The 26,570-nt window shown below is 28.3% G+C and carries 24 protein-coding genes, 2 pseudogenes and 1 other annotated feature; of the genes and pseudogenes, 18 read left to right on the forward strand and 8 right to left on the reverse strand.

The features are described from left to right. Positions 1 to 25 precede the first annotated feature (25 nt). The 4 genes from T483_RS0114995 (at position 26) to T483_RS0115015 (ending at position 2,743) form a co-directional block, all read left to right on the forward strand. Positions 26 to 238: a hypothetical protein gene (locus T483_RS0114995; RefSeq protein WP_026887603.1), complete on the forward strand. Its 213-nt coding sequence runs from the start codon at positions 26 to 28 to the stop codon at positions 236 to 238. Positions 239 to 492: 254 nt separating this feature from the next. Beyond that, positions 493 to 1,209: a ferric reductase-like transmembrane domain-containing protein gene (locus T483_RS0115000; protein WP_026887604.1), complete on the forward strand. Its 717-nt coding sequence runs from the start codon at positions 493 to 495 to the stop codon at positions 1,207 to 1,209. A 698-nt stretch (positions 1,210 to 1,907) separates the two neighbouring features. Then, on the forward strand, positions 1,908 to 2,057 hold the full coding sequence (locus T483_RS31635; protein WP_196244881.1) for a hypothetical protein: 150 nt from the start codon (positions 1,908 to 1,910) through the stop codon (positions 2,055 to 2,057). Between the two features lie 164 nt (positions 2,058 to 2,221). After that, entirely contained in the window at positions 2,222 to 2,743 is a 522-nt protein-coding gene (locus tag T483_RS0115015; RefSeq protein ID WP_026887605.1) for a hypothetical protein, read from the forward strand. Positions 2,744 to 5,106: 2,363 nt separating this feature from the next. On the opposite strand, the gene ilvN is transcribed toward T483_RS0115015, so the two are convergent. Next, on the reverse strand, positions 5,107 to 5,412 hold the full coding sequence (ilvN, locus tag T483_RS0115020) for an acetolactate synthase small subunit (RefSeq protein ID WP_026887606.1): 306 nt from the start codon (positions 5,410 to 5,412) through the stop codon (positions 5,107 to 5,109). Further along, positions 5,413 to 7,086 (reverse strand): biosynthetic-type acetolactate synthase large subunit, encoded by a 1,674-nt coding sequence (ilvB, locus tag T483_RS0115025; protein WP_026887607.1) that lies wholly within the window; start codon positions 7,084 to 7,086, stop codon positions 5,413 to 5,415. A gap of 136 nt (positions 7,087 to 7,222) precedes the next feature. Continuing rightward, positions 7,223 to 7,482: a binding site (T-box leader), on the reverse strand. A gap of 735 nt (positions 7,483 to 8,217) precedes the next feature. On the opposite strand from ilvB, the gene T483_RS0115035 reads away from it, so the two are divergent. From T483_RS0115035 to T483_RS0115070, 8 genes are all read left to right on the forward strand, one after another. Then, positions 8,218 to 10,158 (forward strand): ABC-F family ATP-binding cassette domain-containing protein, encoded by a 1,941-nt coding sequence (locus T483_RS0115035; RefSeq protein ID WP_026887608.1) that lies wholly within the window; start codon positions 8,218 to 8,220, stop codon positions 10,156 to 10,158. A 68-nt stretch (positions 10,159 to 10,226) separates the two neighbouring features. Continuing rightward, positions 10,227 to 10,436, forward strand: coding sequence for a hypothetical protein (locus tag T483_RS0115040; RefSeq protein ID WP_026887609.1), 210 nt, complete (start codon positions 10,227 to 10,229; stop codon positions 10,434 to 10,436). Beyond that, positions 10,433 to 13,690 carry a DEAD/DEAH box helicase gene (locus tag T483_RS0115045; protein WP_026887610.1) on the forward strand — a complete coding sequence of 1,086 codons (3,258 nt, stop codon included), beginning with the start codon at positions 10,433 to 10,435 and terminating at the stop codon, positions 13,688 to 13,690. Before T483_RS0115040 ends, T483_RS0115045 begins: the two co-directional genes overlap by 4 nt. A 33-nt stretch (positions 13,691 to 13,723) precedes the next feature. Then, the gene (locus tag T483_RS0115050) at positions 13,724 to 14,431 is read left to right on the forward strand and encodes an MgtC/SapB family protein (RefSeq protein WP_026887611.1); all 708 of its coding nucleotides are present in this window, start codon (positions 13,724 to 13,726) and stop codon (positions 14,429 to 14,431) included. Between the two features lie 438 nt (positions 14,432 to 14,869). Further along, complete coding sequence (locus T483_RS0115055) at positions 14,870 to 15,283, forward strand: RrF2 family transcriptional regulator (RefSeq protein WP_026887612.1); 414 nt, start codon at positions 14,870 to 14,872, stop codon at positions 15,281 to 15,283. Between the two features lie 83 nt (positions 15,284 to 15,366). Continuing rightward, positions 15,367 to 16,794, forward strand: coding sequence for an MATE family efflux transporter (locus T483_RS29180; protein WP_242841870.1), 1,428 nt, complete (start codon positions 15,367 to 15,369; stop codon positions 16,792 to 16,794). Between the two features lie 356 nt (positions 16,795 to 17,150). Then, positions 17,151 to 18,053 (forward strand): helix-turn-helix transcriptional regulator, encoded by a 903-nt coding sequence (locus T483_RS0115065; RefSeq protein ID WP_026887613.1) that lies wholly within the window; start codon positions 17,151 to 17,153, stop codon positions 18,051 to 18,053. 156 nt (positions 18,054 to 18,209) lie between these two features. Continuing rightward, complete coding sequence (locus T483_RS0115070) at positions 18,210 to 19,094, forward strand: patatin-like phospholipase family protein (RefSeq protein WP_026887614.1); 885 nt, start codon at positions 18,210 to 18,212, stop codon at positions 19,092 to 19,094. Between the two features lie 117 nt (positions 19,095 to 19,211). Here T483_RS0115070 and T483_RS29185 read toward each other — a convergent pair. The 3 genes and pseudogenes from T483_RS29185 to T483_RS32475 all read right to left on the reverse strand — a co-directional run. Beyond that, positions 19,212 to 19,490 (reverse strand): annotated as a pseudogene (locus tag T483_RS29185) (DUF2000 domain-containing protein); the annotation flags it as partial. A gap of 463 nt (positions 19,491 to 19,953) precedes the next feature. Then, entirely contained in the window at positions 19,954 to 20,283 is a 330-nt protein-coding gene (locus tag T483_RS0115080) for a winged helix-turn-helix transcriptional regulator (protein WP_026887615.1), read from the reverse strand. A gap of 162 nt (positions 20,284 to 20,445) precedes the next feature. Further along, the gene (locus T483_RS32475) at positions 20,446 to 21,003 is read right to left on the reverse strand and encodes a TetR/AcrR family transcriptional regulator (protein ID WP_026887616.1); all 558 of its coding nucleotides are present in this window, start codon (positions 21,001 to 21,003) and stop codon (positions 20,446 to 20,448) included. A gap of 318 nt (positions 21,004 to 21,321) precedes the next feature. Between T483_RS32475 and T483_RS0115090 the strand changes: the two genes are divergently transcribed. Beyond that, a complete protein-coding gene (locus T483_RS0115090; protein ID WP_026887617.1) occupies positions 21,322 to 21,522 on the forward strand; it encodes a tautomerase family protein in 201 nt (66 codons plus the stop codon). Then, on the forward strand, positions 21,522 to 22,673 hold the full coding sequence (locus T483_RS0115095) for an iron-containing alcohol dehydrogenase (protein ID WP_035790221.1): 1,152 nt from the start codon (positions 21,522 to 21,524) through the stop codon (positions 22,671 to 22,673). The genes T483_RS0115090 and T483_RS0115095 overlap by 1 nt, the downstream gene beginning before the upstream one ends. Before the next feature lie 480 nt (positions 22,674 to 23,153). On the opposite strand, the gene T483_RS0115100 is transcribed toward T483_RS0115095, so the two are convergent. Then, entirely contained in the window at positions 23,154 to 23,492 is a 339-nt protein-coding gene (locus T483_RS0115100; RefSeq protein WP_026887619.1) for a winged helix-turn-helix transcriptional regulator, read from the reverse strand. A gap of 222 nt (positions 23,493 to 23,714) precedes the next feature. Between T483_RS0115100 and T483_RS0115105 the strand changes: the two genes are divergently transcribed. The 3 genes from T483_RS0115105 (at position 23,715) to T483_RS31640 (ending at position 24,933) form a co-directional block, all read left to right on the forward strand. After that, positions 23,715 to 23,912, forward strand: a complete 198-nt coding sequence (locus T483_RS0115105; RefSeq protein ID WP_026887620.1) for a hypothetical protein — start codon at positions 23,715 to 23,717, stop codon at positions 23,910 to 23,912. Positions 23,913 to 23,958: 46 nt separating this feature from the next. After that, positions 23,959 to 24,462 carry a nitroreductase family protein gene (locus T483_RS0115110; RefSeq protein ID WP_026887621.1) on the forward strand — a complete coding sequence of 168 codons (504 nt, stop codon included), beginning with the start codon at positions 23,959 to 23,961 and terminating at the stop codon, positions 24,460 to 24,462. Positions 24,463 to 24,765: 303 nt separating this feature from the next. Continuing rightward, a complete protein-coding gene (locus T483_RS31640) occupies positions 24,766 to 24,933 on the forward strand; it encodes a hypothetical protein (RefSeq protein ID WP_035790225.1) in 168 nt (55 codons plus the stop codon). Between the two features lie 197 nt (positions 24,934 to 25,130). On the opposite strand, the gene T483_RS29195 is transcribed toward T483_RS31640, so the two are convergent. Together T483_RS29195 and T483_RS32180 are read right to left on the reverse strand one after the other, a co-directional pair. Next, positions 25,131 to 25,805, reverse strand: coding sequence for a hypothetical protein (locus T483_RS29195; RefSeq protein ID WP_242841871.1), 675 nt, complete (start codon positions 25,803 to 25,805; stop codon positions 25,131 to 25,133). An 8-nt stretch (positions 25,806 to 25,813) separates the two neighbouring features. After that, complete coding sequence (locus tag T483_RS32180) at positions 25,814 to 26,140, reverse strand: hypothetical protein (protein WP_242841872.1); 327 nt, start codon at positions 26,138 to 26,140, stop codon at positions 25,814 to 25,816. Positions 26,141 to 26,248: 108 nt separating this feature from the next. Here T483_RS32180 and T483_RS30540 point away from each other — a divergent pair. Beyond that, positions 26,249 to 26,439 (forward strand): annotated as a pseudogene (locus T483_RS30540) (MgtC/SapB family protein); the annotation flags it as partial. Positions 26,440 to 26,570 lie beyond the last annotated feature (131 nt).

Genomic DNA, 26,570 nt, shown 5'->3' on the forward strand with positions numbered 1-26,570 from the left:
TCTTAATTAGAGTTATATTCTGTATATGTTTTTAGTAAATAAATATATATCTTTAGACATAGTGTTCACTCAAGGGCACAGCCTTATTCAATATAAAGACGGTTTTGTAGATTTACCAACAAAACCAGGTCTAGGACTTATTATTGATGAAAATAAAGTAAAAGAAGTTGCTATGGAAGGTCTTAATTGGTCTAATCCAAATTGGAAAAATTATGATGGAACAAAAGCTGAATGGTAGAATAATATAAGTTATATAGGAAATAAGATTAAGGGATAACTATAATGATTATGGTTATCTCTTTTTCAATGTAATGGTAAACCTATATATACTAACTTTAAGTCAATATACAAGAAAATTCATTATAGTTTAATTTGGCTTTATTTCTAAATTATCAGATAAAATAAAGATTGCTAAATATTGACGTAATAGCCATGATAAAATATAATTATTAATGATATTCATTATCATTAATAATTATAAGGAGTAGAAATATGATCTTTATTTGTACATTAATTCTAGTAACGATTCTATCATTACTTTTTACATCGTCTATTAAAAAACATTATTATTTATATTATTCACTGGCAGTGGGTATTGCAATTATCACATCATTTTATGAAATACTAAGAATAACATCTGATGCAAAGCTTGAAGGGGTTATTCTAACTCTTGAAAAAACTTCAATAAGAGGGTTAATATCAGTATCGTTTTTCATATTAGTAATGTATGCAGGGGCTTTGAATCAAAAGTGGACAATAACGAAGAAACTACGCAGTATTAGAGCAGAATTAGCTATCATAGGATCTATTATGTTATTGCCTCATGGAATAGTATATTGTATTCGATTCATAATACTTAAACTTCCAAAGATTATTAGCGAAGGCACATTTCCAATATTATATTTAAGTTATATAGGGGTTGGAATTATAGGATTTATTGTGATGATACCATTATTTATAACTTCATTTAAAAAGATAAGGCGCAAAATGCAAGGGAAGCAATGGAAAAGGCTTCAGCGATGGGCGTATTTGTTTTACTTTTTAACATATCTCCATATTTTACTTATACTTTTAAATGAAAAGGAAATAGATTGGGTAAGGTTAAGCAGCTATACTATAGTTTTTATTAGTTATATGTGGTTAAAGATATTGAAAAACAAAGAGATTAATATAACAAAATCAGTTAGATTAATCAAAAGCAATAATTAATATTGGATATAAAAAGTATTAGTTCAGAATATCATGCCCTCGAGAAATGAATTAGTGCTATTTTCTCATTATATTTAGAAAACAGCACTAAAGGTGAGTATAATTAATTTCATCGTATATAGCTAGTTATTTATCTCTATTGTAAGAAATTTAATATTATATCAAATAATTAAATAAATATTTCTTATGAGTTATTTTGTAGTCTATTTATTTTCGAACAAGCACTTTATATGAATGAATATGTAGAATAATTGGTGATATAAATCTAAATTTATTTTCACATAAAGACAATAACTTACAAACAAATGCGTTATAATGTCAAATGGGAAAATACAATAAGTAATTTGTATATAAGCTTATCTACATTTCAATGAAATTAAGATCTTTATGATGAATTATTAGAGTTTCCTTAATTAAGCAAAGTCTTTATTGAAACATTAAATGTAAATCTGTAAAGAAATTGATATTGGATAATAAAAGAGGAGGCATGAATGGATTGATGGAAACTGCAATGAGAATCTTAAAAGAAAGTAGAACGAGTGCTAAGTCTGTACCTTTAATTTTTTGTAATATTATATTAAGGAAATATTAACATAATCTAAAGATAATAAACAAAGATTTATAGTAACATATAATCAAGAAAAAGCTGTACTAAAAGATTTAGAAATAAAGCAACATTAAGGCGGTGATTTTATTTTATGAAAGATGTAAATATAGATACAATCAAAGAGACAATAAAACATCTTCCTGAAGATGAACAAGAGATAATATTACATTTGACAGAAATATTTGAGGGCGAAGAAGAAAATATTAATGAGTATGTTAAGAATGAATTAATTGGTGGATAAAGCAAATATTATTAAGATTAAGAAGATATAAAGCCAATATGTTTCAAATGTTAAACATATTGGTCTTATTATAGTTTTGTTACTGAATGTAAAAAATTCATAAATTGCATTAATATTGCAATAATGATATAATATCAAGTAATTTTATAATTAGGGGGTATTATATGTATTTTGTAAACGTACGTTATAAAACATATGAATGGAGCATACGTGCTACTATTTTAAGCGTATTAGGGGCGATTCTAAAAGCGTTTTGTTGGATTTGTATATGTTCAATTGCTATGTTAATAATTATGATTCCTACAGCTGCAAATCCAAATTATGAACAGGATATTAAGTTTGCTATTCCAGTAGCTCTAGCAGTAGGAATTGTTTTAGCTATTTTAGGTGGAATTTTACAAAGGAAAGCTGAAAAATTAAGTGATTCAGATTTTAAAAATAAGATAAAAAGCGATTTTCAATTTGCTAAAAATATGGCTAAAAAGAATCCAGAAAATAAAGAATTATACATAAGTCAAAATTCTGAATACGCAAATTATGTGCTATCTGGAAAAGAATCATCAGAAGGAGATAATGATGATTCTCGTGAAGTTAAAAAAGTAAGCCCATTACGCTTAGCGCTAGCTGCAGTATTAGCAATATTTTTTATTTTTGGTGGTATGTATTTATCAGGCTCATTTAATTAAATCTATAAATTAAAGAACTAAATCATTTAATATATTACCCAAACTTTAAAGGCTAATGTTATTTACATTGGCTTTTTTAGCATAAAAAAATATTTTAGAAGAGCTTTTTATATAATAACCTTTTAAAAAAAAGTATATAAAACAGATAAAAATAGTCTTGTATAAATTATAAAAATATGTTAATATTAATTCACACAATGCTAACATTATACTCCCAAGATAATTACAAACTTTCTTATAGAACGATTCATTTAATGAGGATAATAAACAGTAGAGATATTGTTTATTATCTTTATTTTTGTTTTCGTATTAAAAGTTGGTTTTACTTATTATTTTTTTTATGAATTTTATCAATAGTACATATTTAATAAATTTTAAAATTAATATGCAATATTATATTGTTACTTTAAGGTATGTGGGAGGAGTAATTAAAATTTCTCAAATATCCTCTTGTTTAAGCCTCAAGACTTTATTTAAATCCATAAATACAGATTGATTATAATCTTGGTGTACTGAAACATCAAGGACAGCATAAAGTTTTTCTAATTGTTTTGGTTTAAATAGTGGCTTCAGAGGAGGTGCAGAGTAAAAAAATAGGTTGGATTATGGAATACATCTCTATGTTAATAGATGTGTATTTTTTTGTTACTAAGAAATATTTTAGAAGAATTTGTACTAGAGTTAGAGATACAAAATTATAGCAGAAAGACAATAATAACTTACAAAAGTAAAAATTTAAATTTTATAAAGTATCTAGAAAATAAACATAAGATAACAAAGATAGAGGACGTAAAAACGCTACATGTTAAATCTTATGTAGCATGATTAAAGCAAGCGCAACGAAAGCCTACTTATATAAATTCTGTTATTAAATCACTACAAGTATTTTATAAATATTCAAAGGAAGAAAATTTTACGCAAAGCAGCCCAATTACAGATGTTAAACTATTGAAAGTAAATCAGCCTTTGGCAAGGAAATAAAAAAAGATGACTTATTTAGGGGAATAAGTCATCTTTAATAGGAGTTTTATAATAATGCTTTAACCACTTTACAATAAGATTGTAGGAAAAATTGTAAAAAAAGTCAATATATTAATTTGGCTAGAATAAAAGGGATAACCTATCTGAAAAAATAAGTTATCCGTAAATGATTAGTGTAGTTTTAATGTAGAAAAGATAAAGAACTAATAAGAAATTATCTTACATTAATCAGTATAATATATATTTGTTACAAAAATATGTTAAAAATGTTAATTTAATATAAACGATTTATTAAAACTAAAGAATAGACTAAAGTTTGGAAGATATGACGAATAGATAATTTCAAAACAAAAGGGATAACTTGGCTGGTACAACAAGCTATCCCTAAATGATTATTATATTTTTTAAGTAGAAGGATATATAATTAGTAAGAAATTATCTTACAATGTTATTATAACAAATAATTATTACAAAATTATGTTAAATATGTTAATTTAATATAAAGGTTTCCTTAAATAAAATTAAGATTTGGTAAACAATTAAAGAAATAAAAACAACCTGCTTAGGGGAGCAGGTCGTTTTTATAAAGGTAAAATACATTTACCGATACGGGGGTAAAATAATAATGTTTTAACTATTTTACAATTACTATTATAAACTACAAATATTAAATAATTCTTTACTATTTATGAAGTTAATGTGAATAAATTAGTGACGTAAAATAAAAAAAGATAACTTACTTAGGGAAGAAATCATCTTTAATAGGAGTTTTATAATAATGTTTTAACCATTCTACAATATCATTATAGGATAAAATTATAATTTGTGTAAATATATGAGTTCTGCAATATAAAATAAAAAGGACAACTTGTTTAGGGGAACAAATTATCCTAAATACTGTGTTATATATTTAATAGGGGTAAATTTATGAAAAAAGTTTTATCGACTTTATGTTTTTATTATAAGTGGTAAGTGTGACAACATTATGTCAAATTAATTAACTTAATATAAACATTTTATAAAATATAGTTAAGGTTGAATTTACACAACAAACTGCCAATAAATTTATGAAATGCGCGACAGAATATAGTGATTTAAATTAGTATAGATAAGGATTTTGACTTATAATAATTTTATTTAATTATTTACTAATTAATGTTAAAGCGTTGCTAGTATTCTAAATAAATAATACAATTAAACATTAAAGGCTAATGCAAATTGTATTAGCCTTTTTTAAATATACCTTGTAATTTATTTTTTGAGTATATAATCCAACTATGACATATACATATAGATTAAGGTTTTTATACACATTTTGATTATGAAATATGTCATGATTTTTATATTAAATAGAGATGTAATTCAATATCTGCTATCGTTTCTCAAATATCCTCTTGTTTAAGCTTCAAGACTTTATTTAAATCTTCAAATACAGATTGATCATAATCTTGGTGTACTGAAACATCAAGAACATCATAAAGTTTTTCTAATTGTTTAATTATTTGATCTAATACAGAATCATTTTTAACAAGTAAATACATTTTGCTTGTAGAACCATCACCTATTTGCGCACATAAAATTCCTTCTAAATTAAATGCACGTCTAGCGAAAAGTCCAGTTATATGGCTCATAACCCCAGAATGGTTTCTAACATGTAGTTCTATAAGATAAAAATTAGTATTAATCATTTAATTTTCACCACCAATCATCTCTATATTTGATTTACCAGGAGGAACCATTGGAAGTACATTTTCAGTTTCTTCAATAGGTATATTTATTACACAAGGCCCATCTATAGTTAACAATTCTTTTAATTTTTCTAAAGGTTTCTCCTCATTTCCCAAATCACAAGATTGTATTCCGAAGCCTTCTGCAATTATTTTAAAGTTAGGATTTGATATAAATTGAGATGCTATATAATGTTCATTATAAAATAACTGTTGTTGCTGACGTACCAGTCCTAAATGATGATTATTTAAAATAATTACTTTTACATTCAGATTGAAGTCTGTAAGAGTAGCTAGTTCTTGAATATTCATTAAAATAGATCCATCACCACAAAAAGAAATTATAGTTTTATCTTTGTTAGCCAATGCAGCTCCTATAGCAGTTGGAAGTCCAAATCCCATAGTTCCAAGACCACTAGAAGTTAATAGAGCTTTTGGCGATTTAAATGGATATCTTTGAGCTACCCACATTTGATGCTGACCAACATCTGTAGTAATAATTGCGTCACTAGGAACCATGTTCCCTACAAAAGGAATTATATTAGCAGGGTGCAACGTGTTTTTATAAGAAGGGAGGGGATATTTAGATTTAAAACATTTAACTCTTTCCCTCCAAGTGTTTCGACTTTTACTTGCAATATGCGGAAGTATGTCTTCTAAGAAGTCGTCAACATTTGCAACCATAGATAAACTACTGGTCTTAACTTTATTTATTTCAGAAGGATCAATATCAATATGAATTATGGAAGCGTTAGGACAAAATTTTTCTATATTACCTGTAGCTCTATCATCAAATCTTACTCCTAGAGCCAAAATTAAATCAGCTTCATTTAGAAGATAATTTGTATATGGTGCACCATGCATACCAAGCATACCAATACTTAACTCATCTTCGCAAGGAAAAGCACCAAGCCCCATAAGACTTAAAGAAACGGGTATACTATTTTTCTTTGCGATTTTATATAAATTCGCTGATGCGTTTGAATTAACTATACCTCCGCCTGCATAAATTATAGGTTTCTTTGAATTATTGATTAATTCAGCGATACAATAAAGCGTAGAGCTTTTTATTAATTCCCTCTTTGGCAGAGTTTCAGGTGCAATTTCAGAAGGAAAGTCTTCTAAGTCTATAAATTCAGTTTGAATATTTTTAGGAATATCAATAAGTACTGGACCGGGTCTTCCTTCTAAAGCTATTTTGAATGCCTCTTTTATAACCGTAAATAGTTCATTTATATTCCTAATCAAAAAATTGTGCTTAGTAATTGGAATTGTTAATCCGTAAGCATCAACTTCTTGGAAAGCATCAGTGCCTATTGCTGATAGCGGAACCTGGCCTGTTATTGCAACAAGAGGAATAGAATCAAGTTTGGCATCTGCAATAGCAGTTAGAAGGTTAGTTACTCCAGGGCCAGAAGTTGCAAAACATACTCCAACTTTATTTGTACTTCTTGAAATACCTTGCGCAATAAATCCGGCTCCCTGCTCATGACGTGCAAGTATATGTTTGATTTTTTTGCTTTTATATAAGGCATCATAAAGTGGAAGATTGAAGCCACCTGGAATGCCTGATATATATTCAACTCCTTCATTTTCTAATAATTTAATAACTACATCAGCACCGTTATATTTCAAAAGAATCACTCCTTACATAAATATCTTAGAATATTTCGTTAAAGTTTATTGCTTAAATAAAAAAGTTCGATTTTATTATTTAACATAGGACTAAATATTATTTTTGTGTAAAAAAAAACTCCCAATCCTATAAATAATATAGGACGAAGAGATAATCACCGCGGTACCACCTAATTTTGTATAATTAAATACACACTTATTAATAATACAGGTTAAACAACCGATATTATTGTCCTTTTAACAGTGGACAATCCGTTTAATTCTACTCTCTAAAAATTAAGATTTCGATTAAAAACTCCAAGGCTACATTCCATATATATATCATGAGAATTTCCAGCAAATATCCTCTCTCTTTGTTTCAATAATATATGTACTCTTCCTCTTCACAGTTTTTAAATTATATAGGTTTGTATAAATTATAGTCAAAATATATAAGCTTTGTCAATAATATTTTGAAAATTCTGCAAAAAGAATGAAACAATAAAATTTAAGTAGTAAATAAGTTTTTTATATTCCATAAAAATTTTAATATATATGTTCTCAAAAATTAAATTCAGCCAAGTTTATATTAATCTATAAGGTAATACAAAATAAATAATTTTATAAAGGATGAATTTTATATTACTCGGAGCTTATACAAGTCAAATTCCTTAAGACTTTATTGGTATGTGAAATACAATTATCCCGTTGCGTCTTGTTATTTTAAAATAGAGGATTATAAAAACTCAATTTAATATTTAAATGCTGTAAAAAAACAAATTTATATATCGTTTACATGAAGATTGTGCTATAATAAAAATATAAATAGATCCATATTAAAGGGGGAATAAATATGCTAGGGATAGTAATTTTTGTTTGTGCCTTATTGATTGGTTGTAATGCTTTTTATAATACAGAAGATAATGAAGAAAAATATGAGATATCAAGTCAAAATCTAAAAAATAAGTGAATTATTAATATATACAGCAATTATTTGAAACAAGGTATGTTATTTTTGGACTATCTATATTATATAGATAGTCTTTTTTTGTTTAAAGGGTATATATATTTAATTTAAAATCTAAATTTCTGTTTATCGGCATCCTATGTTAAAATAGTATGTATATAATCACATAAAGGAGTTTAAAATTAATGAATATAATTACTTTGGAAAATATAAGCAAGAATTATAGTGATAAAATATTATTAAATAATGTTTCGCTAGGAATTAATGATGGAGATAAAATTGGTTTAATTGGAATAAATGGCGCTGGTAAATCAACGTTTTTAAAAATAGTTTCTGGGCGAGAGGAATTTTTTGATGGGAACATAGTAAAGGGAAAGAGTGTTAGAATTGAATATCTCGACCAAAACCCGTTATTTGATCAGGATGCAACTGTTTTAGAGCAAATATTTAAAGGTGACACTAAAGAAATGAAACTTTTAAGAAGATACGAAGAATTATTAGATAAAATTAATAGTTGCAAAAGTGAAGAATTTGATTCTTTAAATAATGAATTACTTAAAGCTCAAAGCCAAATTGATTCATTAGGTTTGTGGGATATGGAGAGTGAAGCAAAAACAATTTTAAATAAACTTGGAGTAAAGAATTATTCTGAAAAGGTTGGAAATTTATCTGGAGGACAGAAGAAGAGAATAGCACTTGCTTGTTCGCTTATAACACCATGTGATCTTCTTATACTAGATGAGCCTACTAATCATCTAGATTCAGATTCCATTGAATGGCTTGAAGAATTCCTAAATTCTAGGAAAGGTGCTCTTTTAATGATTACCCATGATAGATATTTTTTAGATAGAGTTACAAATAGAATTATTGAATTGGACAGAGGAAATCTATATTCTTATCCAGGAAATTATACTGCCTTCCTTGAAAAAAAGATTGAAAGAATTGAAGTAGAACAATCACAAGAAGAAAAGAAAAACGCTCTTATAAGGAACGAATTAAAATGGGTTAGACGTGGTGCTAAAGCCAGAACTACTAAGCAAAAGGCAAGACTTCAAAGATTTGACGAGTTAGTAAGCGAAGAAAGCATTAAAAGACAGGAAGATGTAGATATATCATTTGTTGGTTCTAGGCTGGGGAAAAAAGTAGTTGAATTATACGATATATCTAAGTCATTTGGAAATAAAGTTATAATTAAAGACTTTAATTATATATTTTTGAGAAATGATAGAATTGGTATCATTGGAGAAAATGGAGCTGGAAAAACAACTTTGGTTAATATTCTTAGAAATAAACTTTCTATAGACAATGGAAAAATTGAAATTGGTGATACAGTTAAAATAGGATGTTTTGCACAAGATAACAGTAATATGGATCCAAAGCTAAGAGTAATTGATTATGTTAAAGAAGGCGGAGAATACATACCAGTAGAAGATGGAACTAAAATAATGGCTTCTACTATGTGTGAAAGATTTCTATTCGATAGCACTATGCAATATACCCCCATTGAAAAATTATCTGGAGGAGAAAGAAGGAGACTTCATCTTTTAAGAGTCTTAATGGAATCACCTAATTTTCTAATATTAGATGAACCTACTAACGATTTGGATATTGAAACTTTAAAAATTTTAGAAGACTTTTTAGATAAATTTATGGGAGTAATTATTGTTGTATCTCATGATAGATATTTCTTAGATAGAATTTGTTCAAAAATATTCTCTTATGAAGGAAATGGGTATATTAAAGAATATAACGGTAACTATAGTGACTTTTTGATTTCAAAAGAAATTGAAAAAAGTAGATCTGTTGATTCAAGTGATAAAAGCAATAATGAGTCTTTGGCAGATAAAGGAAAGGGATTTAAAGAAAAAACTAAAGATAATAAACCTAAATTTACTTTTAAAGAACAGAAGGAATATGAAACTATAGACGATGATATTGCTAAATTTGAGGAAAAAATTAATTCATTAGAAAAGGATATGGCAAAGAATGCTTCAAACTATGGAAAACTAAATGAATTAATGCATGAGAAAGAAGAAGCGCAGAAGGAATTAGACAATAAATACGAGCGATGGGAATATCTAAATGAAATCGCTGAAGCAATTGAAGAATTTAAAAATAATAACTAAATATAATTTTAAAAGGAGGCATTGGGGTTATTTTGAAATTATTAATTTAAATAATCTCACCTAATGAAATGGAAGTACATATATATTTAAAAGGAAAAAATGATCCTACTATATTTAATGCGGAAAGAATTGATATATTAGATATAAACATTGAAGGCCGTGACTATAAACAAATAAGATATTTTAGAAAAGGAGTCTCTAAATCTCAATATATCAGTGTAGATTTAATTAAAAGAATTAAAGAAGTTAAAAATAAAAATGTAGGTGATAAACATTGATAAAACAAATTTTACTAGAGGGTTTTAATAAGAATATAACAAATTCATCTCTTACAAAAGGTCAACGTGTTTTGAAAAATGATTTGTTAAGAGAAATAAATGTTAAGGTAGATAGAGACTACATAAAAATAAACTCAGCTGTAGTTTCAGAAAGCCTTCTTAGTGAATATTCATGCAAGCTTGAAATTGATAATGCTACTAAAGAAATTATAGGGACTCATTGTAGTTGTTTAGATTTTGAGAAAAACGAATTTTCTCGTGATAATTACTGTTGCAAGCATATAATAGCTACTTTTTATACATTCCTAAGAAATATTGATGAAGATGAAGAATTAAGAGGAAAGATAACTAGCAGTCTATCTCTTAAAGATAACAAAGTTAGAATTAAGGAGAAGCCTAATGATGATTTGTTATCTTTACTTGTCGGGGATACCGATAAGGAAAAACTAAAATTTGAAATTATTATTAATAAAAATAATTGGTCATCTAAGCTTCAGGTGGAGTTTAAAATAGGATTAAGAAAAAGCAATAAAATGTATATAGTTAAAGACATTAATCAGTTTTTAACATGCGTTTATAACAAAGTGCCAATTAAGTATGGGAAAGAATTTACTTTTGATATAAAAACTCAATGCCTTTCTTATGAGGACAGAAGATTAATAAAATTCATGAATAGCATAAAAAATTTAGCAGATCATGATAGAAATTTTAGACGTTATCAGGATAAATTAATAGAAGGAAAGACTATAACAATCCCTGATATGATGTTTAAAGAATTTTTATATATTATAAAAAAGAATAGAGTTTTTTTAGGCGATGGATTCTTTTATAGAATATTGGAATCTGAAATAATAGAGGGAGATATGCCTATTCCTTTTGCTTTATTGAGCAAGAATAGAAATATAATTTTAGAGGCTCCTAATGGGATACCAGAAGCATTAACTCAAAATGAAGATGTATTTCTATTTGGCACTTCAATATATATTCCTTCAATAGAACAATGTGAGCGATTATCTCCATATTTAAAAATCTTTAATGCTACTAATAAAGTGAGTTTTAATAAAGCTAATGAAAGTAGGATTTTAAAGGAATTAATACCGTCGATCCAGAAAGTAACAAGTGATTTAGTTTTATCTAAGGATATTAGAGAAAAAGTTGTAATTGCCCCTGTCAACTTCAGATTTTATTTTGATAAAGAGAAGGATATTTCACTATTGTTTAAGGTATCCTATGAAGGACATGAATTTAATTTTTTTGAAGAATACAAAGATAAAATTATTTACAGAGATACTAATAAAGAATATGAAGTTTTAGGGGTATTAAAAAGTCTTGGATTTGAAGAAATTAATGGAAGATTATATTTCCTAAGGGACGATGATGACGCTTTTAAATTCTTTAAATATGAAATAGAAAAGCTTCAAAGGTATGGTGAAGTATTTTATTCTGAGAGATTTAAAGGAATAAAAGATATTAAGAAATCAGATTTTGTTGGAGAAGTTAGAAAAGGTAAATTTAATTACTTTGAATTCGAATTTAAAATTTCTAATATATCTCCAGAAGAAACTGCAAAAGTACTTAGAAGTTTTAGAGATAATTTGAAATACTATAAGCTTGAGGATGGAGAATTTTTAGATTTAGAAGATGAAGCGTTAAAAGAAGCATTGACTCTTATAGATAATTTACTATTGGAAGAAAAACTAAACGAGAACCTTATTAATGTTCCAATTAATAAGGGAGCTTATCTTGAAGATTATTTAGAGGATAAAGAATTAAGATATATAAATAGCTGTGATGAAATTAAAGAACTTAAGCAAAGACTATGCAATATTAGGGATAAAGCATTTCAACCGCCATATGGGCTTCAAGCTAAACTTAGGGAATATCAGAAAGAAGGATATAATTGGCTTAGGACTTTAGATTATTTGGGGTTTGGAGGAATACTTGGTGATGAAATGGGACTTGGAAAAACGCTACAAACAATAACCTTATTACTTTCAAAACCAAATTCAAAAACTCTTATTATTGCACCTACTTCTTTAATTTATAATTGGAAAAATGAATTTAAGAAATTTGCTCCATCGATGAAAATTGCAATTTGCAATGGTGTAAAAGAAGAAAGAGAAGAATTAATTAATGAATATAAAGAATATGATGTAATTTTAACTACTTATAATTTATTACGACGTGACATAGAATTATATAATATGAATTTTGATTACTGCATTTTAGATGAAGCGCAAAATATAAAGAATCAATCATCTTTAAGTGCTAAGTCAGTTAAGGAAATAAAGGCGAGAATAAGATTTGCGTTGACTGGGACACCAATAGAAAATTCATTAATGGAATTATGGTCAATATTTGATTTTATAATGCCAGGATATTTATATAATGAGAAGAAATTTGTAACAAGGTATCATAGAAGGCTTGAAGAAGGACCAGAAATTCTAGAAGAGCTTAATAGACTTGTAAAACCATTTATTCTTAGAAGATATAAGAAAAATGTAATTAAAGAATTACCTGATAAGATAGAAAAAAGACTTCTTGTTCCTTTAAGTGATGAGCAAAAAGCTGTATATGAAACCTATGCTAACTATACTAAAGATTTAATTCAAAAGAAAGTCGAAGATTTTGAGTTTAGCAAGAGTAAAATAGAAATTTTAGCTTATATAACTAAGCTTCGTCAGATATGCTTAGATCCTTCTGTAACTATGGATAATTACTTAGGCAGTAGTGGGAAAATAGATGCATTAATTGAGTTATTGGAACAAAGTATAGAGGAAGGGCATAAAATATTAGTATTCTCGCAATTTACTTCTGTATTAAAGAATATAAGCAAAATACTTAAAGAAAAAAAATTCTTATTTTCATACTTAGATGGAACAGTTTCATCAATTAATAGAATGAAGATGGTTGACGAATTTAATAATGGTGAAAATACTGTATTCTTAGTATCCTTGAAGGCTGGTGGTACAGGTCTGAATTTAACAAGTGCGGATATAGTAATACATTTTGATCCATGGTGGAATCCTGCAGTTGAAGATCAGGCAACTGATAGAGCACATAGAATTGGTCAAAAAAATGTAGTAGAAGTGATTAAGTTAATTGCTCAAGGAACCATAGAAGAAAAAATAGTAGAACTACAGGATTCTAAAAGAGAGCTAATAAATAGGATTTTAGGTGATGATTTATCCGTAGGAGAATTCATACATTCGTTAAATGAAAATGAGATTTTAGAATTATTTAATTATAATTAACAATAAGCTACCAGCAATTATGAAGGTGATTATATGGAGAATACAATAAATGAACTGACAAACTACTTAAGGGAAGTTAATACTGCATCTATAATTTTAAGGCTTACTCTTGCTACAATTTGTGCAGGAATTATTGGGCTTGAAAGAGGAAGAAAAAAAAGACCTGCAGGCTTTAGAACGCATATATTAGTTTGTATTGGTGCAACTTTAATTATGATTACTGGGCAATACATGAGAGATATATTGCACATTCAGGATGATGTAAGCAGAATGGGTGCTCAAGTTATAAGTGGTATTGGATTCTTAGGAGCAGGTACTATTATCGTAGTTGGGCGTAATGAAGTTAAAGGCCTTACAACTGCAGCTGGTCTTTGGGCCTGTGCATGTATGGGACTTGCCATTGGAATTGGCTTTTATGAAGGCGCTATTATATCATGCTTTTTTTTATTAAGTGTATTAACAGTACTTCATAAAGCAGATTTACATTATAGAGCTCAGTCTAACGAATTGGATATATATGCTGAACTCAAGCATATAGCAGGCGTTACTAACTTTATGAATGCAATAAAATTAGATGGAACAAAAATTTCTAATCTAGAACTTAAGAAAGCAAAAGAGCTTGACAATCATATAATTGGGCTTAAAATGACTTTAACATTACCTGAAAAAATTAATCATTCAGAGTATATTTTAAAGCTTCATAGCCTTGAAAATGTAATTACAATAGAGGAAATTATGTAAGTTTTTATGGAATAAAATACAAGGGGAAATTTAGACTTTTTTGAATTTTCCCTTGTATTTTCCTTTGCTATGGGCAAAAAATAATAAGCCCATAATTCAATATATATTTTTGATCAGATACGATTTGATATCTTTAATATACCTAAAAACTTTTCAAATTCAATTAACAGAAATTTAAGTAGTAATTCTTTAAACCTCTTACAGTTTTTTCTCACTATTTCTTAGACCACCTCATTTTGTAGTTACTTTAGAATTAAGTATATTATAGAGTTTATTTGTTTGCGATTATAATCACATTAATTAATTTTGTCAATATTTTAAGTTTAGCTAATTTTGCATATTATAAATAAGGGCGAAAAATAATTATTGACAAGATCAGCTATTATATTTATTATTATAGACAAATAGACTCTATAATGTCTTTTAGGAGGTTTTGATTTGAAATATACAAAAGCAACAAATTATGCGCTACATACAATTGTATATATGATGGAAAATGCCAAAAGTGAGAAATTAAGCGTCAGTGCTCTGGCTGAACACTTTAATGTATCCACTACATATCTTTCGAAAATTTTAACTCAGCTGGTAAAAGCTGATTTAATCGAGTCAACACCAGGTACAAATGGAGGTTACGTTTTACGTAAAAACATAAAGTCTATTTCTTTTATGGATGTTATTAAAGCAACTGAAGGAACTGGCTCATTATTTGTTTGCAATTTAAATGAAAATAGCAAATGTTTGATTGAAAAAGTAATGGCAGAAGCTGAAAATGTACTAGAAAATTATCTAGAAGATAAAAAACTATATGATCTGACTCAAAATAAATCAAACTGTAAAACCAACAAAGAGTAAATATTTACCCATATTATATGGGTTTTTATATTGGGATTGCAGATATTATATATCTTTAATATATCTAAAGGAGAAGTTACATAATGGACAAAATACAAGAACTTGAACAAAAGCCTATTGGAAAATTACTTATACAATATTCAGTTCCAACAGTACTAAGTTTATTGATTAATTCACTTTATATAGTAATTGATCGGATGTTTATAGGAAATATCCCAAAAGTCGGTACTCTAGCCTTAACTGGAATTGGCCTTACAATGCCTATTACGTTAATTGTCGTAGCGCTATCTGCTCTTATATCAATGGGTGCCAGCTCTAATATCTCTATGAAACTCGGAGAAGATAATAAAGAAGAAGCTGAAAATTTTGCTGGAAATGCATTATCCCTAAGCATTGTTTTAGGGCTTTTGGTCACCAGTTTGTATCTGATATTTCAAAATTCAATATTAGGATGGCTCGGTATAAACGGTGAAATATTATCTTATACCAAAGATTTTATTACAATCATCATGGCTGGTACTATTTTTAATATGCTGGGATTTTCTCTGCCTTTTATCGTTCGCTCTGACGGTAATCCTATATTTTCAGCTGTGATTACAATTACAGGGTGCATTCTTAATATATTTCTTGATGCCTTATTCATATATGTATTTCACATGGGCATAAAAGGAGCAGCTATTGCAACTGTACTTGCTCAGTTTACTACAGTAATTCTTGGACTTTATTATTTGATAAAATTAAAAAATACCTTAATGCTTAAAAAGAGCAATTTTAAATTACATCTTTTAATTATAAAGGATATTTTTTTAATTGGATTAGTTCCATTTTCTAATCAAATATCCATAAGTATTGCACAAATTGTAAGCAATTATTCTTTAAACTTATATGGTGGAGAGTTGGCAATTGGAGCAATGACTGTACTAAACTCCATTACAATGTTATTTTTGATGCCAGTTTATGGAATAGCCCAGGGCTTCCAGCCAATCATCGGTTATAATTATGCCAAAAAGAACTATGACAGAACGCTGAAGACTCTTGCCCTTGCTGTTTTTTTTAGCACTGGATTCTTGGCAGTTGGTACTATAATTATGCAGCTATTTCCCAAATTCGCAGTTAGTCTTTTTACGCAGAACCCTGAACTTGTGAATATTTCTATAAATGGCTTAAAAAAATATACAGTGCTTATTTTTCTTGTTTCTATTCCTACATTTGGAGCTGGATTCATGATGCTTACAGGTAAACCTAAAACGGCCGTATTATTAAGCATATCAAGGCAATCAGTGATATTAGCACTAACTATATTTTTCTTACCAAAGGTAATTGGTCAAGACGGACTATGGTTCGCTCAACCTATAACAGACCTTTTATCTAGCATTATCACAATTATAATATTCATAAAAGGATATAGTGATATTTTATACAAAAAAAAACATCAACAAGGGTGTAAGAAAGACAATACCCAGGATACTTTAGTAAGTAAATTTTTATTTAACACTTTCTTTGGTGATTAGTGTAGTAATTGTATTAAAGGCTGCACCTTAAATATAACGAAAAATAGTTACTATAGAAATTTGGTTCATTTATATGATTATAGAGAGTGATAGTTAGGTTTATTATATGGTTTGTTGAGAAGTGATGCAGGCGTGTAAAAAATGGGCATCTTAAATTTGTCCTAGCTAATATAGAGATAAACTTAGGATGTTCTTTAAAAATTAAATAATTTAACATTTACAATTTGTGCTATAATTAACGAACGATAATAAAAAAGTTATCGATAGAAAATTTGTCTAACTAAGTTAAATTTATACTAAGTTTTAAATGAAATTAGCACAATAAATGTCGTTTCAATGTAAAGGAGTGTTTATAATTGAAAATTGATCGCTTACTTGGAATAATAACAATTCTCTTAAATAGTGAGAAAATAAAAGCTAAATATTTAGCTGAAAAATTTGAAGTATCGATACGTACTATTTATAGAGATATTGAAGATATTTGTAAAGCTGGAGTACCAATTATAACTTTTCAAGGTGGAGATGGTGGAATAGGGATTGTTAAGGAATACAAATTAGATAAAAGTGTATTAACTAAAAATGAACTTGAGAGTATTTTAATTGGACTAAAAAGTATACAAAGCATGTTTATAGATAAAAATATTGATTTACTTTTAGAAAAGCTTAACCCAAAACAAGAAGATGTTATATCAGTTAACAACATTATTATTGACTTAGCTTCATTTCATCAGGCTAGCTTAAAGGAAAAAATTGAAGTAATAAGAAAAGCAATAAATGAAAGAAAAGAACTATCTTTTCGTTATTATTCAAAAACTGGTATTTATGAAAGAAATATAGAACCATATCTTGTTATATTTAGATTATCAGCATGGAATGTTTTGGGCTTCTGTGAAGAAGAAAATGATTTTATATTATTCAAACTTACACGAATGACGGATATCATATTGTCAGATACTATTTTTAATGTTAGAGATATTCCGGAAGAAAAACTTAAAAAAAAGGATTTCTTTAATGATAGGTATACTGTAACTATGTTAATAGATCGTTCTCTTGAATATAAGTTAATTGATTATATTGAATTTAGTTCCTATGAAATAACTAATGATAATCGAATAAAAATAGATATGCCATATATAAATTATGAATTCATAATGCAACTTATATTAAGCTTTGGAGATAAGGTAGAAGTTTTATCACCTAAACATGTTATAGAAGATTTAAAAATTCGTGTAGAAAATATTTTAAATAAATATAAATGAACATGACAAACTATTGTCATGTTCATTTTGCTATTATGAGATAGATGATTCAGATAGAGAAAATAAGCTATATATAATATAGAAAGGAGATAGAAAATAATAATAAAATAAAAAAATATAAAGATAGAATTAAATAATATTTAAAGGAGAATAACAATGAATGAAGTATTAAAAATAAATGATAACCAACTTGCACACAAAAAGGCTCTTGTTCTCGGAGGTGGCGGAAGTATGGGGATTGGCTGGGAAACAGGCTACTTAGCAGGTCTTGCTGATGGTGGAATTGATACACGTTTTGCTGATTTGGTTGTAGGCACTTCAGCTGGATCCCAAGTTGGAGCTGTGATTGCCTCAAGAATTTCTTGGGATGATATTTGGGAAAAATTAATAAATCTAAAATATCAATCGCAGAAAGAGAGTCCTTCGGGGAATCTTGGTTCGCTGTTTGAAAAATATGATGAAATAGCTGTTTCCTCCAAGACACCAAAAGAATGGATTGATAGGATAGGAAAGTTGGCCATTGAATCAAAAACCATGGCTGAGAGCGAACAATTATCGCGTATTAGAAATACTATAGGTGACTGTCAATGGGCGGAGGCTTTGCGTATCGTGGCTGTTGATATTGCGACATCTCAAAGAGTTGTTTTGGGATCTAACTCTGGTATTGAATTGATTAAAGCTGCATCTGCGAGTTCTTCTCTCCCAGGAGTATGGCCGCCAACTACTATCTGCTCTCGTAAGTATTTAGATGGTGGAGCTCATTCAATGGAGAACGCTGATATAGCTGAAGGAGCTAGCAAAGTTCTTATTTTATCGGTGGGGCTTCCAGTACAAACCCCGTTTAAGATTGAAGACCAGATTCAAAGTTTGCAGAAATCTGGTTCTGAAGTCGAATTAGTGAAACCTGACAAAAAAATTTATGAAGCATTACAACAACTTGGCGGAAACCCAGTTGATCCTAGAATACGACCTGTAATCGCAGCTTGCGGTCGAGAACAAGGTTATGAAGATGCAAAACGTATTGCCCAATTTTGGGACTAATCATAGGTTTACTTAAGTTATTGATTATTGAGTTTATACATTCCTAGAATGGAATTGATTATATAAATTTAATAAAGTGGAATATATTTGAAATGTAATATCCACTCTACACTTTTACTATTTTATCATGTCACATTTTCCAGTGAGTTTGCTAATTGTCTTCTTTGCACCAACTAATGCTATTCCAAGGTATTTCGTATCTTCTGAGGTTATACTTCGTGTAATAGATAGAAATTCTTTATAACTTTTTGTCTGCTGACCTTCAACAGGGAAATCTATAACATCGCAGCCTTTTTCTAATGCAGCTTTAAGAAGTACTTTTAAATCTTCTTGATTTGTGCACAACATAGGAATTCCTGTAGGAATTAAGCCAGGATGTATTTCGCCTGATGCATCAACTAGTGGTTCTCTTACTTAGAAAGCTAAGGCTTAACGAAATGAATTATTTGTTAGATTATTAAATTGATAAGAAATTAATGAATAAATATGGAGGAATGTAAATTTTGTAGCACAATAGGGATAGACTATTTATTTTAGAAAAGATAATCTACCCTTATTATCTTTTGAAATAAAGAATAAATTATGAATTTGAGATTTACATAATGTCTATAATAGGAAGTTTGATTGTAATAAAAGCATTTAAATATGATTTAGGATAATGAATGGTGAACGGTATGATAAATAACTTGAACTTTCCTTAAGGTCATTGATATTACTGGTTTTAAGCGAAGTAATATCAATGATAAAGAAGAATATTCGCTAGTGTGTAGAAACAAGTAAAGTATTCTTATTTTAGGCAAGGTGAGGGAGGAGTAGTACTTCAACACATATAATTTAGTTGATTAAATAACTGGTGTTATTATTTAATATTTAAATAGTACTTCTTAGACCAATTTTGAATTATAGTTAAAGCGGAAATTAAGTCTTCACCTTTTTGGGTAAGCGAGTATTCTACTTTTGGTGGAACTTGAGCGTATACAACTTTGTTTATTAAGCCATCAGATTCAAGCTGTTTTAAATTATCAGTTAGCACTTTAGGACTTACACCTATGGCAGCCCTTTTAAGTTCTAAAAATCTTTTTGAACTTTCATATAAGTTAAATAATATTATGGATTTCCATTTGCCTCTTATAATTTCAAAGCCTAAATCTAATGGGCAAACATAATTCTTATTATTATGTTCTATCAAAACAGTTCTCCCCCTTTTTATATTAGTGAATAAAATATATTTAATTTTCTAAATTTAAAATGTTATGTAAGCATATTTTTATAATTCTGAATGAATATTCATTTACAGGCTTTCAATAAAAAAACTCAATAACTTTTATAAATATTGAATTTCTTTAAGTATCTATTTTTTTATGCCAATCCAAAATAAATGAAAAACTTCTTCTATGATTTTTTCATCTATATTTAAAATATCAGAATTATGCATTCTAAATAGTTGATTCACAGTACCGAGCATAGTAGTTATTACAGTTTCATAAGAAATATTTCTGATAACACCAGATATAATAGCTCTTTTATATAAATCTCTCAATTCAGCGCATTTTTCAAGTTTATCTTTGATTAACACCTTATTTGCACTTGGAGAGGTAAGGTATTGTTCTATGTATTTAGCTTCTGCCGGATTATTAATAAGATATTTAACCATGTTTGTCCATTTTAAGTGATATTCATCTTCTACGCTAATGCCTTCATACATGCCATTTACAATAGCATTATTATAATCTGCTTTTACATAAATATATAATTCATCAAAAATATCTTCTTTATTTTTAAAATACAAATAAATTGTTCCAGCAGCAACACCTGAATCCTTTGATATCATAGATACAGGGGTTCCATGGAATCCATTTTCAGTTATAAGTTTTAACGCACTTTTCAAAATTAAAGCTTTTTTATCCATTTAATTAAAGGACCTCCTTTTGAATGAATAATCATTCATACGGTAATAATAAAATATTATTTATTTAATGTCAACACTTACTTTTATGTAACCATATATGAAATTTCTGACCTTTAAATTGTGGTTTTGGCACATAACAAAAAAGTTTATATACATTTAATATCGTATAACTAAAGGTTACCTCTAGGAAACTTTATTACATAAAAGTGCATACTTGTTTGTTATTGGATAATTATATACACTATGTGTGTAAATCGATTTACCAATATTAATGGATTAAACCATATAAATTAATCCAATAAAAGGAGGTTGAGACTTATGCCTATAATAAAAATTGATATAACACCACAAACAAAAGAAATGAAAGAAAAGATGATAAAAAAGGTAACTGATGAATTAAGTGAGCTTATTCAAATTCCTAAAGAGTTCTTTAGGATAATTATTAATGAAGTAGAACCTGAGAACTTTGGACTTGCTGGGGAAACATTATTAAAATATATGGGAGAAGGAGATAAATAATGAGTTATTCTATGTTTAAAATACCAAATACTATTGTTTCAGGACAAGGATCTATGGAGTATCTTTCTGAAATACAAGGGAAGAAGGCAATGATTGTAACTGGTGGTTCTTCCATGAGGAAATTTGGTTTTATTGAAAAGGCAGAAAAGTATCTAAATGAATCAGGTATTGAAGTTAAAGTTATAGATTACGTAGAGCCGAATCCAACAGTTGATATAATTATTAGAGGCTCAAAAGACATGTTGGAGTTTGAGCCAGACTGGATCATTGCTATAGGAGGAGGATCATCTCTAGATGCAGCTAAAGGTATGTGGGCATTTTATGAATATCCTGAATTAGAATTCCAAAATATAATTAAACCAAATTCAATTCCTACACTAAGAAACAAAGCAAGATTTGTTGCAATTCCATCTACGAGTGGAACAGCATCAGAAATTACAGGGTGCTTTGTGGCAACAGATACTAAGACTCATGCAAAGTATCCAATTGTATCTTCAGAGATAATACCTGATATTGCAATAGTTGATTCAGATCTTCCAGCTAAAATGCCAAAGAATGCTACTGCTTATACAGGTATGGATGTATTGTCACATGCTTTAGAAGCCTATGTTTCAAATGTTGCTAATATGCTAACAGATCCATTAGCTATTGAAGCAGTTAAATTAGTATTTAAATGGCTTCCTAAAGCTTATGAAAACGGACAAGATATGGAAGCTAGAGAAGCGATGCATAATGCATCTAATATTGCTGGATGGGCATTTGGTAATGTATCTCTAGGTATTGTTCACAGTTTAGCACATAGTATAGGAGGACAGTTTGGAATAACTCATGGTTTAGCAAATGCCATTTTACTTCCTTCTGTTATCGAATATAACAGAAAGGGTACAAATAAGTATGCGCTAATAGAAAGGAGCTTAGGCATTGAAAACTTATCTGATTATATAAGAGAAGTGAATAAAACTTTAGGAATTCCAGATTCATTTAACAAATTGACTGATACTGAAATAAGTGAAGATAAATTCAATGCTGTATTAAAAGAAATGTCTCAAAATGCTTTTGATGATGTATGTACTGCTACAAATCCAAGAGCAACTAGTACAGAGGACTTGGAAGAACTTTATAAGATAGCTTTTTATGGATTAAGAAAGTAACAATCATATTACAAAAAAGAGAAAGAGTAAAATCTTTCTCTTTTTAAATAGAAAACTAAATAAACTTGATTTACTAGAAAGGATATTTTAAACAAATTTTAATTTAAACTAGAATTAACTATATGGTATAAGGATGGAACGTGAATTTTTAATAGAGCCATGTTAGCTTATTATATCTGGTTCAATTGGTTCTTGCTGATTTCTTGATCTAAATATCATATAGTTATTTTTAAAGTAAAACTTATTAATGAGCTGGTGTAACTTTATGCCTTTAAAATTATACGTTTTCTCGCAAGAGATTCTGATAAAATATAAATTAAAAGCTTAATAGACTGATTAAAAGCCTTAGCATCAATTTGATTTTTATGAAAAGATATTGTTAACACAGAGCGAATTAAGCCTACCAAAGTGTTAAATTATGGCACATTTTGTAGGCTATTCTTATCTTTGAAATCAGAGTTTAATGAATTGGGAAATATATTATTCAACCATTACATCATTTTGGAAGGTTTCTATTGCCCATTGCTGAATCATTTCTAAGCCAGGGAAAATTTTCTTCCCTCTTTCAGTGAGAAAATACTCCACGCGTGGAGGAATTTCTGCAAAAACTTTTTTTTCAATAAGTTTATCTGCTTCTAGTTCGTTTAGCTTTTCAGTTAATACTTTGGCACTAATGTCACCTGTAAATCTTTGTAGCTCTAGAAATCTTTTAGGGCCTTCATTTAAATTACATAGAATAACTGCTTTCCATTTTCCCCTTATTAGTTCAAAGGCTAAATCTAAATAACAAACAAATTTTTTGTCATTATAACTTATCATAGTTTCTCCTTATTAAATATAATTTTTAGATAGTAATAGTATATCAAAACTAAAGTTAAATTCAAATTGGTCTATTAAGATTAAATAAATTTATTGTTAACAAAGTTTTTATTAAACTAATTACTTACTTTTAGGTAACTTCAATTACCTAAAAGTGCATACTTGTGTGTTATATATTTGTAATGTAAACTAAGGGCATTAAGATTTTAGGAGGAATAGAAAATGATAAAAGTTTGTCCAAATTGTTCAGGAGTAGATGTTGAACTATTAAAAAACAATGTACTAGAAGAAAATTTATATTTAGGCTGTATAGGCTTATGTGGCCAAAATAAGGGAAAAAGCTTTGGCTATATCAATGACGAACTAGTTATTAAGGATTCAGCTGAAGAATTTTTAGAAGCTGTAAAGCAGGCAAAATAATTTTATTAATATAAATATAAATTTAACATATGGGAGGTCTTTAGAAGTGGATTCAATTTTAAATAGAAGAAGTATAAGAAGGTATTGTAAGAGAACAGTTGAGAATGATAAAATAGAAAAACTTTTAAGGGCTGCAATGCAAGCACCATCGGCAGCAAACCAACGACCTTGGGAGTTCTTAGTAGTTGATGATAAAGATATATTGAAGGAATTAGCATGTACAAGCCCTTATTCAGGTATTGTTGCAAATTCAGCAGTAACATTTGTGGTTTTATCAAGAAAAGATGGACTGATATTTCCAGACTTTTCACTGCAAGACATGTCAGCAGCTGTAGAAAATCTTCTTTTAAGGGCAGCAGATCTAGGGCTTGGGGCAGTTTGGGTTGGAGTCTCACCTGTTGAAGAGAGAATAAAGTATATAACAAACATGTTTAATTTACCTGAAAATATTGAACCCTTTGCGTTAATTCCCGTAGGATATCCAGATGGGCAGAAAAATGAATTTGTAGATAGATTTGATGAAACTAGAGTCCATTATAATAGATGGTAAAACACTAGTAAGAGCCGAAGCACTAGAAGCTGAGGCTCTTATTACTAATTAAAAGGAGGTTATTATGTAGTAAAGTTATAGCTCAATATAAGTATCAAGTAAATCCTCAAAATCTTAATATTTTCAGAAATATATTAAAGAAAATAAAATGCAAAATAACGGATATGGATCTATGGCTAAGATGATGCAATCTATAGACATAGAAAATATGGGCAAATGATGGGGAATTAGTATAATTGAATTTAAGCATGAGGTAAGACAAAATTAATGGATATAAATATGAAAATGAAAGGATGATTGAATATGATGGGAATTTGGGATGGTATGATGATTATAACTATATTTTTAATTGAAGCTGTTATATATGTAATTTTTAAGCAAGAGGAAAAAAGTTATGTTAAAGTTTGCAGCGTTAGCGACAATTCATTAAATATATTAAAAGAAAGATTTGTAAGTGAAGAAATGAGTTAAGAAGAATATTTGAAATAAAAGCCATATTATTACAAAAGCTAAAGAATTTTGGTGTATTTTATTAAAATTAGAATAATAGAGTAAGATGTATTGCTCTATGGAATAAAAATATTTGGCATATCTGGTAAAAGGGTAATACTATACAACAGTAGAAATAATATAGAGTTATCTAGCTACCTTTATATTATTTTAGCGTATTAAATACAAGTATTAACTTCATTAGCAATCTTAAAAAGTATTTTATAATCATCACCAAAGGTACTTAATGAATTAGAGTTCTCATATAGTTTTGAAAATAACATATACCTTAAAGTAATACATTCTAAGTTTCTAAATGATGGTCGATTTAATTGAGCAATTATTTCTTTTTCGCGTGAGTCAGGGGCAACTAGGAAAAAGTTATATTGTTTAGAGCGTAGTGATGATGCTAAGTCAACTAAACGCAATATTCCTGAATATATGGAGGTGCTTTTTTCTACTTCAATACGGTGTTTATTTAATGCTTTTTCTAATTTATTTTGCTCAAAGTTTAGTGAAGTTTCCCAATTCTCACTTAAAGAAATTTTTCCGGTACCTACATCAAATAATAAACCTGAAATAGCACCTAAGTCTTTTGATAATAAAGGATTTAGTTCTTCATTAGTTTTTATAATTACTTCTCTCATATGTAAATAATCAGTCCAAGAGCCGGGTTTCTTTTTATCAGAAAAAACAGCATTAAATCCATTTACCATGGCAGTATTAAAAGGAGGCATTAGCGTAGGATGCAAGAAATAAAGTATATTTGCTACGGCTGGACCTAAGCCTTTTATCTTATAACTATCTAATTTTATAATTTCTTTTATTAACTTGTCCTCATTATTAGCTGACAAACAAGATTCTAAAAATTGACCAAAAATCTTCTTGTTTTCTTCATTTTCATAAATATCAGGTATTCTAAGTTTAGGTTTCCAAAAAAAGGGTGTGCCGCACCTTCAAAAACTTGCTTTTGTTCCGTTATGCACTTAAGGACAAATTCTAATGGAGAACCTTTAAAGTCATTTCCGAAACAATTAGTTTTAATAGAATTAATGATATCTATTACTCCACGTCTTATTGATCTAAATGCTTTAAGTCTAGTTTCGTTATACGTGAGCCATGTGTTATAAACAGATTCTGAATCATTTTTATATTGATTAACGAGTTTAATCATATTTGAATTATCCATGAGCATGCCTCCATAATATGTTTTTATAGTATTTAGGATAGCATACAATAGCAAAAATATATATAATATGTAAACTGAGAAAAATAATTTAATTTAGATGAATAACCGTTTAAAGGAGCAGGTACTATTATCGTAGTTGGGCGTAATGAAGTTAAAGGCCTTACAACTGCAGCTGGTCTTTGGGCATGTGCATGTATGGGACTTGCCATTGGAATTGGCTTTTATGAAGGGGCTATTATATCATGCTTTTTTTAATAGGTGTATTAACAGTACTTCATAAAGCAGATTTACATTATAGAGCTCTATAAGATGTTTCAGTTTTTAATTTTCCTAATTTCCATCCCAATTTACCTTTTATTAATGCCTTATCAAAAGTGATTTCTTTATTATCAAAGTCAATATTACTCTTTCATAAATTAATTAATGAAAA

Source organism: Clostridium beijerinckii HUN142 (assembly GCF_000621745.1).
GTDB lineage: Bacteria > Bacillota > Clostridia > Clostridiales > Clostridiaceae > Clostridium > Clostridium beijerinckii_A.

Excerpts from the sequence above, each read along its gene's own strand:
- T483_RS0114995 (WP_026887603.1), top strand. The coding sequence starts at position 26 with ATGTTTTTAGTAAATAAATATATATCTTTAGACATAGTGTTCACTCAA.
- T483_RS0115000 (WP_026887604.1), top strand. The coding sequence starts at position 493 with ATGATCTTTATTTGTACATTAATTCTAGTAACGATTCTATCATTACTT.
- T483_RS31635 (WP_196244881.1), top strand. The coding sequence starts at position 1,908 with ATGAAAGATGTAAATATAGATACAATCAAAGAGACAATAAAACATCTT.
- T483_RS0115015 (WP_026887605.1), top strand. The coding sequence starts at position 2,222 with ATGTATTTTGTAAACGTACGTTATAAAACATATGAATGGAGCATACGT.
- ilvN (WP_026887606.1), bottom strand. The coding sequence starts at position 5,412 with ATGATTAATACTAATTTTTATCTTATAGAACTACATGTTAGAAACCAT.
- T483_RS0115035 (WP_026887608.1), top strand. The coding sequence starts at position 8,218 with ATGAATATAATTACTTTGGAAAATATAAGCAAGAATTATAGTGATAAA.
- T483_RS0115040 (WP_026887609.1), top strand. The coding sequence starts at position 10,227 with ATGGAAGTACATATATATTTAAAAGGAAAAAATGATCCTACTATATTT.
- T483_RS0115050 (WP_026887611.1), top strand. The coding sequence starts at position 13,724 with ATGGAGAATACAATAAATGAACTGACAAACTACTTAAGGGAAGTTAAT.
- T483_RS29180 (WP_242841870.1), top strand. The coding sequence starts at position 15,367 with ATGGACAAAATACAAGAACTTGAACAAAAGCCTATTGGAAAATTACTT.
- T483_RS0115070 (WP_026887614.1), top strand. The coding sequence starts at position 18,210 with ATGAATGAAGTATTAAAAATAAATGATAACCAACTTGCACACAAAAAG.
- T483_RS32475 (WP_026887616.1), bottom strand. The coding sequence starts at position 21,003 with ATGGATAAAAAAGCTTTAATTTTGAAAAGTGCGTTAAAACTTATAACT.
- T483_RS0115090 (WP_026887617.1), top strand. The coding sequence starts at position 21,322 with ATGCCTATAATAAAAATTGATATAACACCACAAACAAAAGAAATGAAA.
- T483_RS0115095 (WP_035790221.1), top strand. The coding sequence starts at position 21,522 with ATGAGTTATTCTATGTTTAAAATACCAAATACTATTGTTTCAGGACAA.
- T483_RS0115100 (WP_026887619.1), bottom strand. The coding sequence starts at position 23,492 with ATGATAAGTTATAATGACAAAAAATTTGTTTGTTATTTAGATTTAGCC.
- T483_RS0115105 (WP_026887620.1), top strand. The coding sequence starts at position 23,715 with ATGATAAAAGTTTGTCCAAATTGTTCAGGAGTAGATGTTGAACTATTA.
- T483_RS31640 (WP_035790225.1), top strand. The coding sequence starts at position 24,766 with ATGATGGGAATTTGGGATGGTATGATGATTATAACTATATTTTTAATT.
- T483_RS32180 (WP_242841872.1), bottom strand. The coding sequence starts at position 26,140 with ATGGATAATTCAAATATGATTAAACTCGTTAATCAATATAAAAATGAT.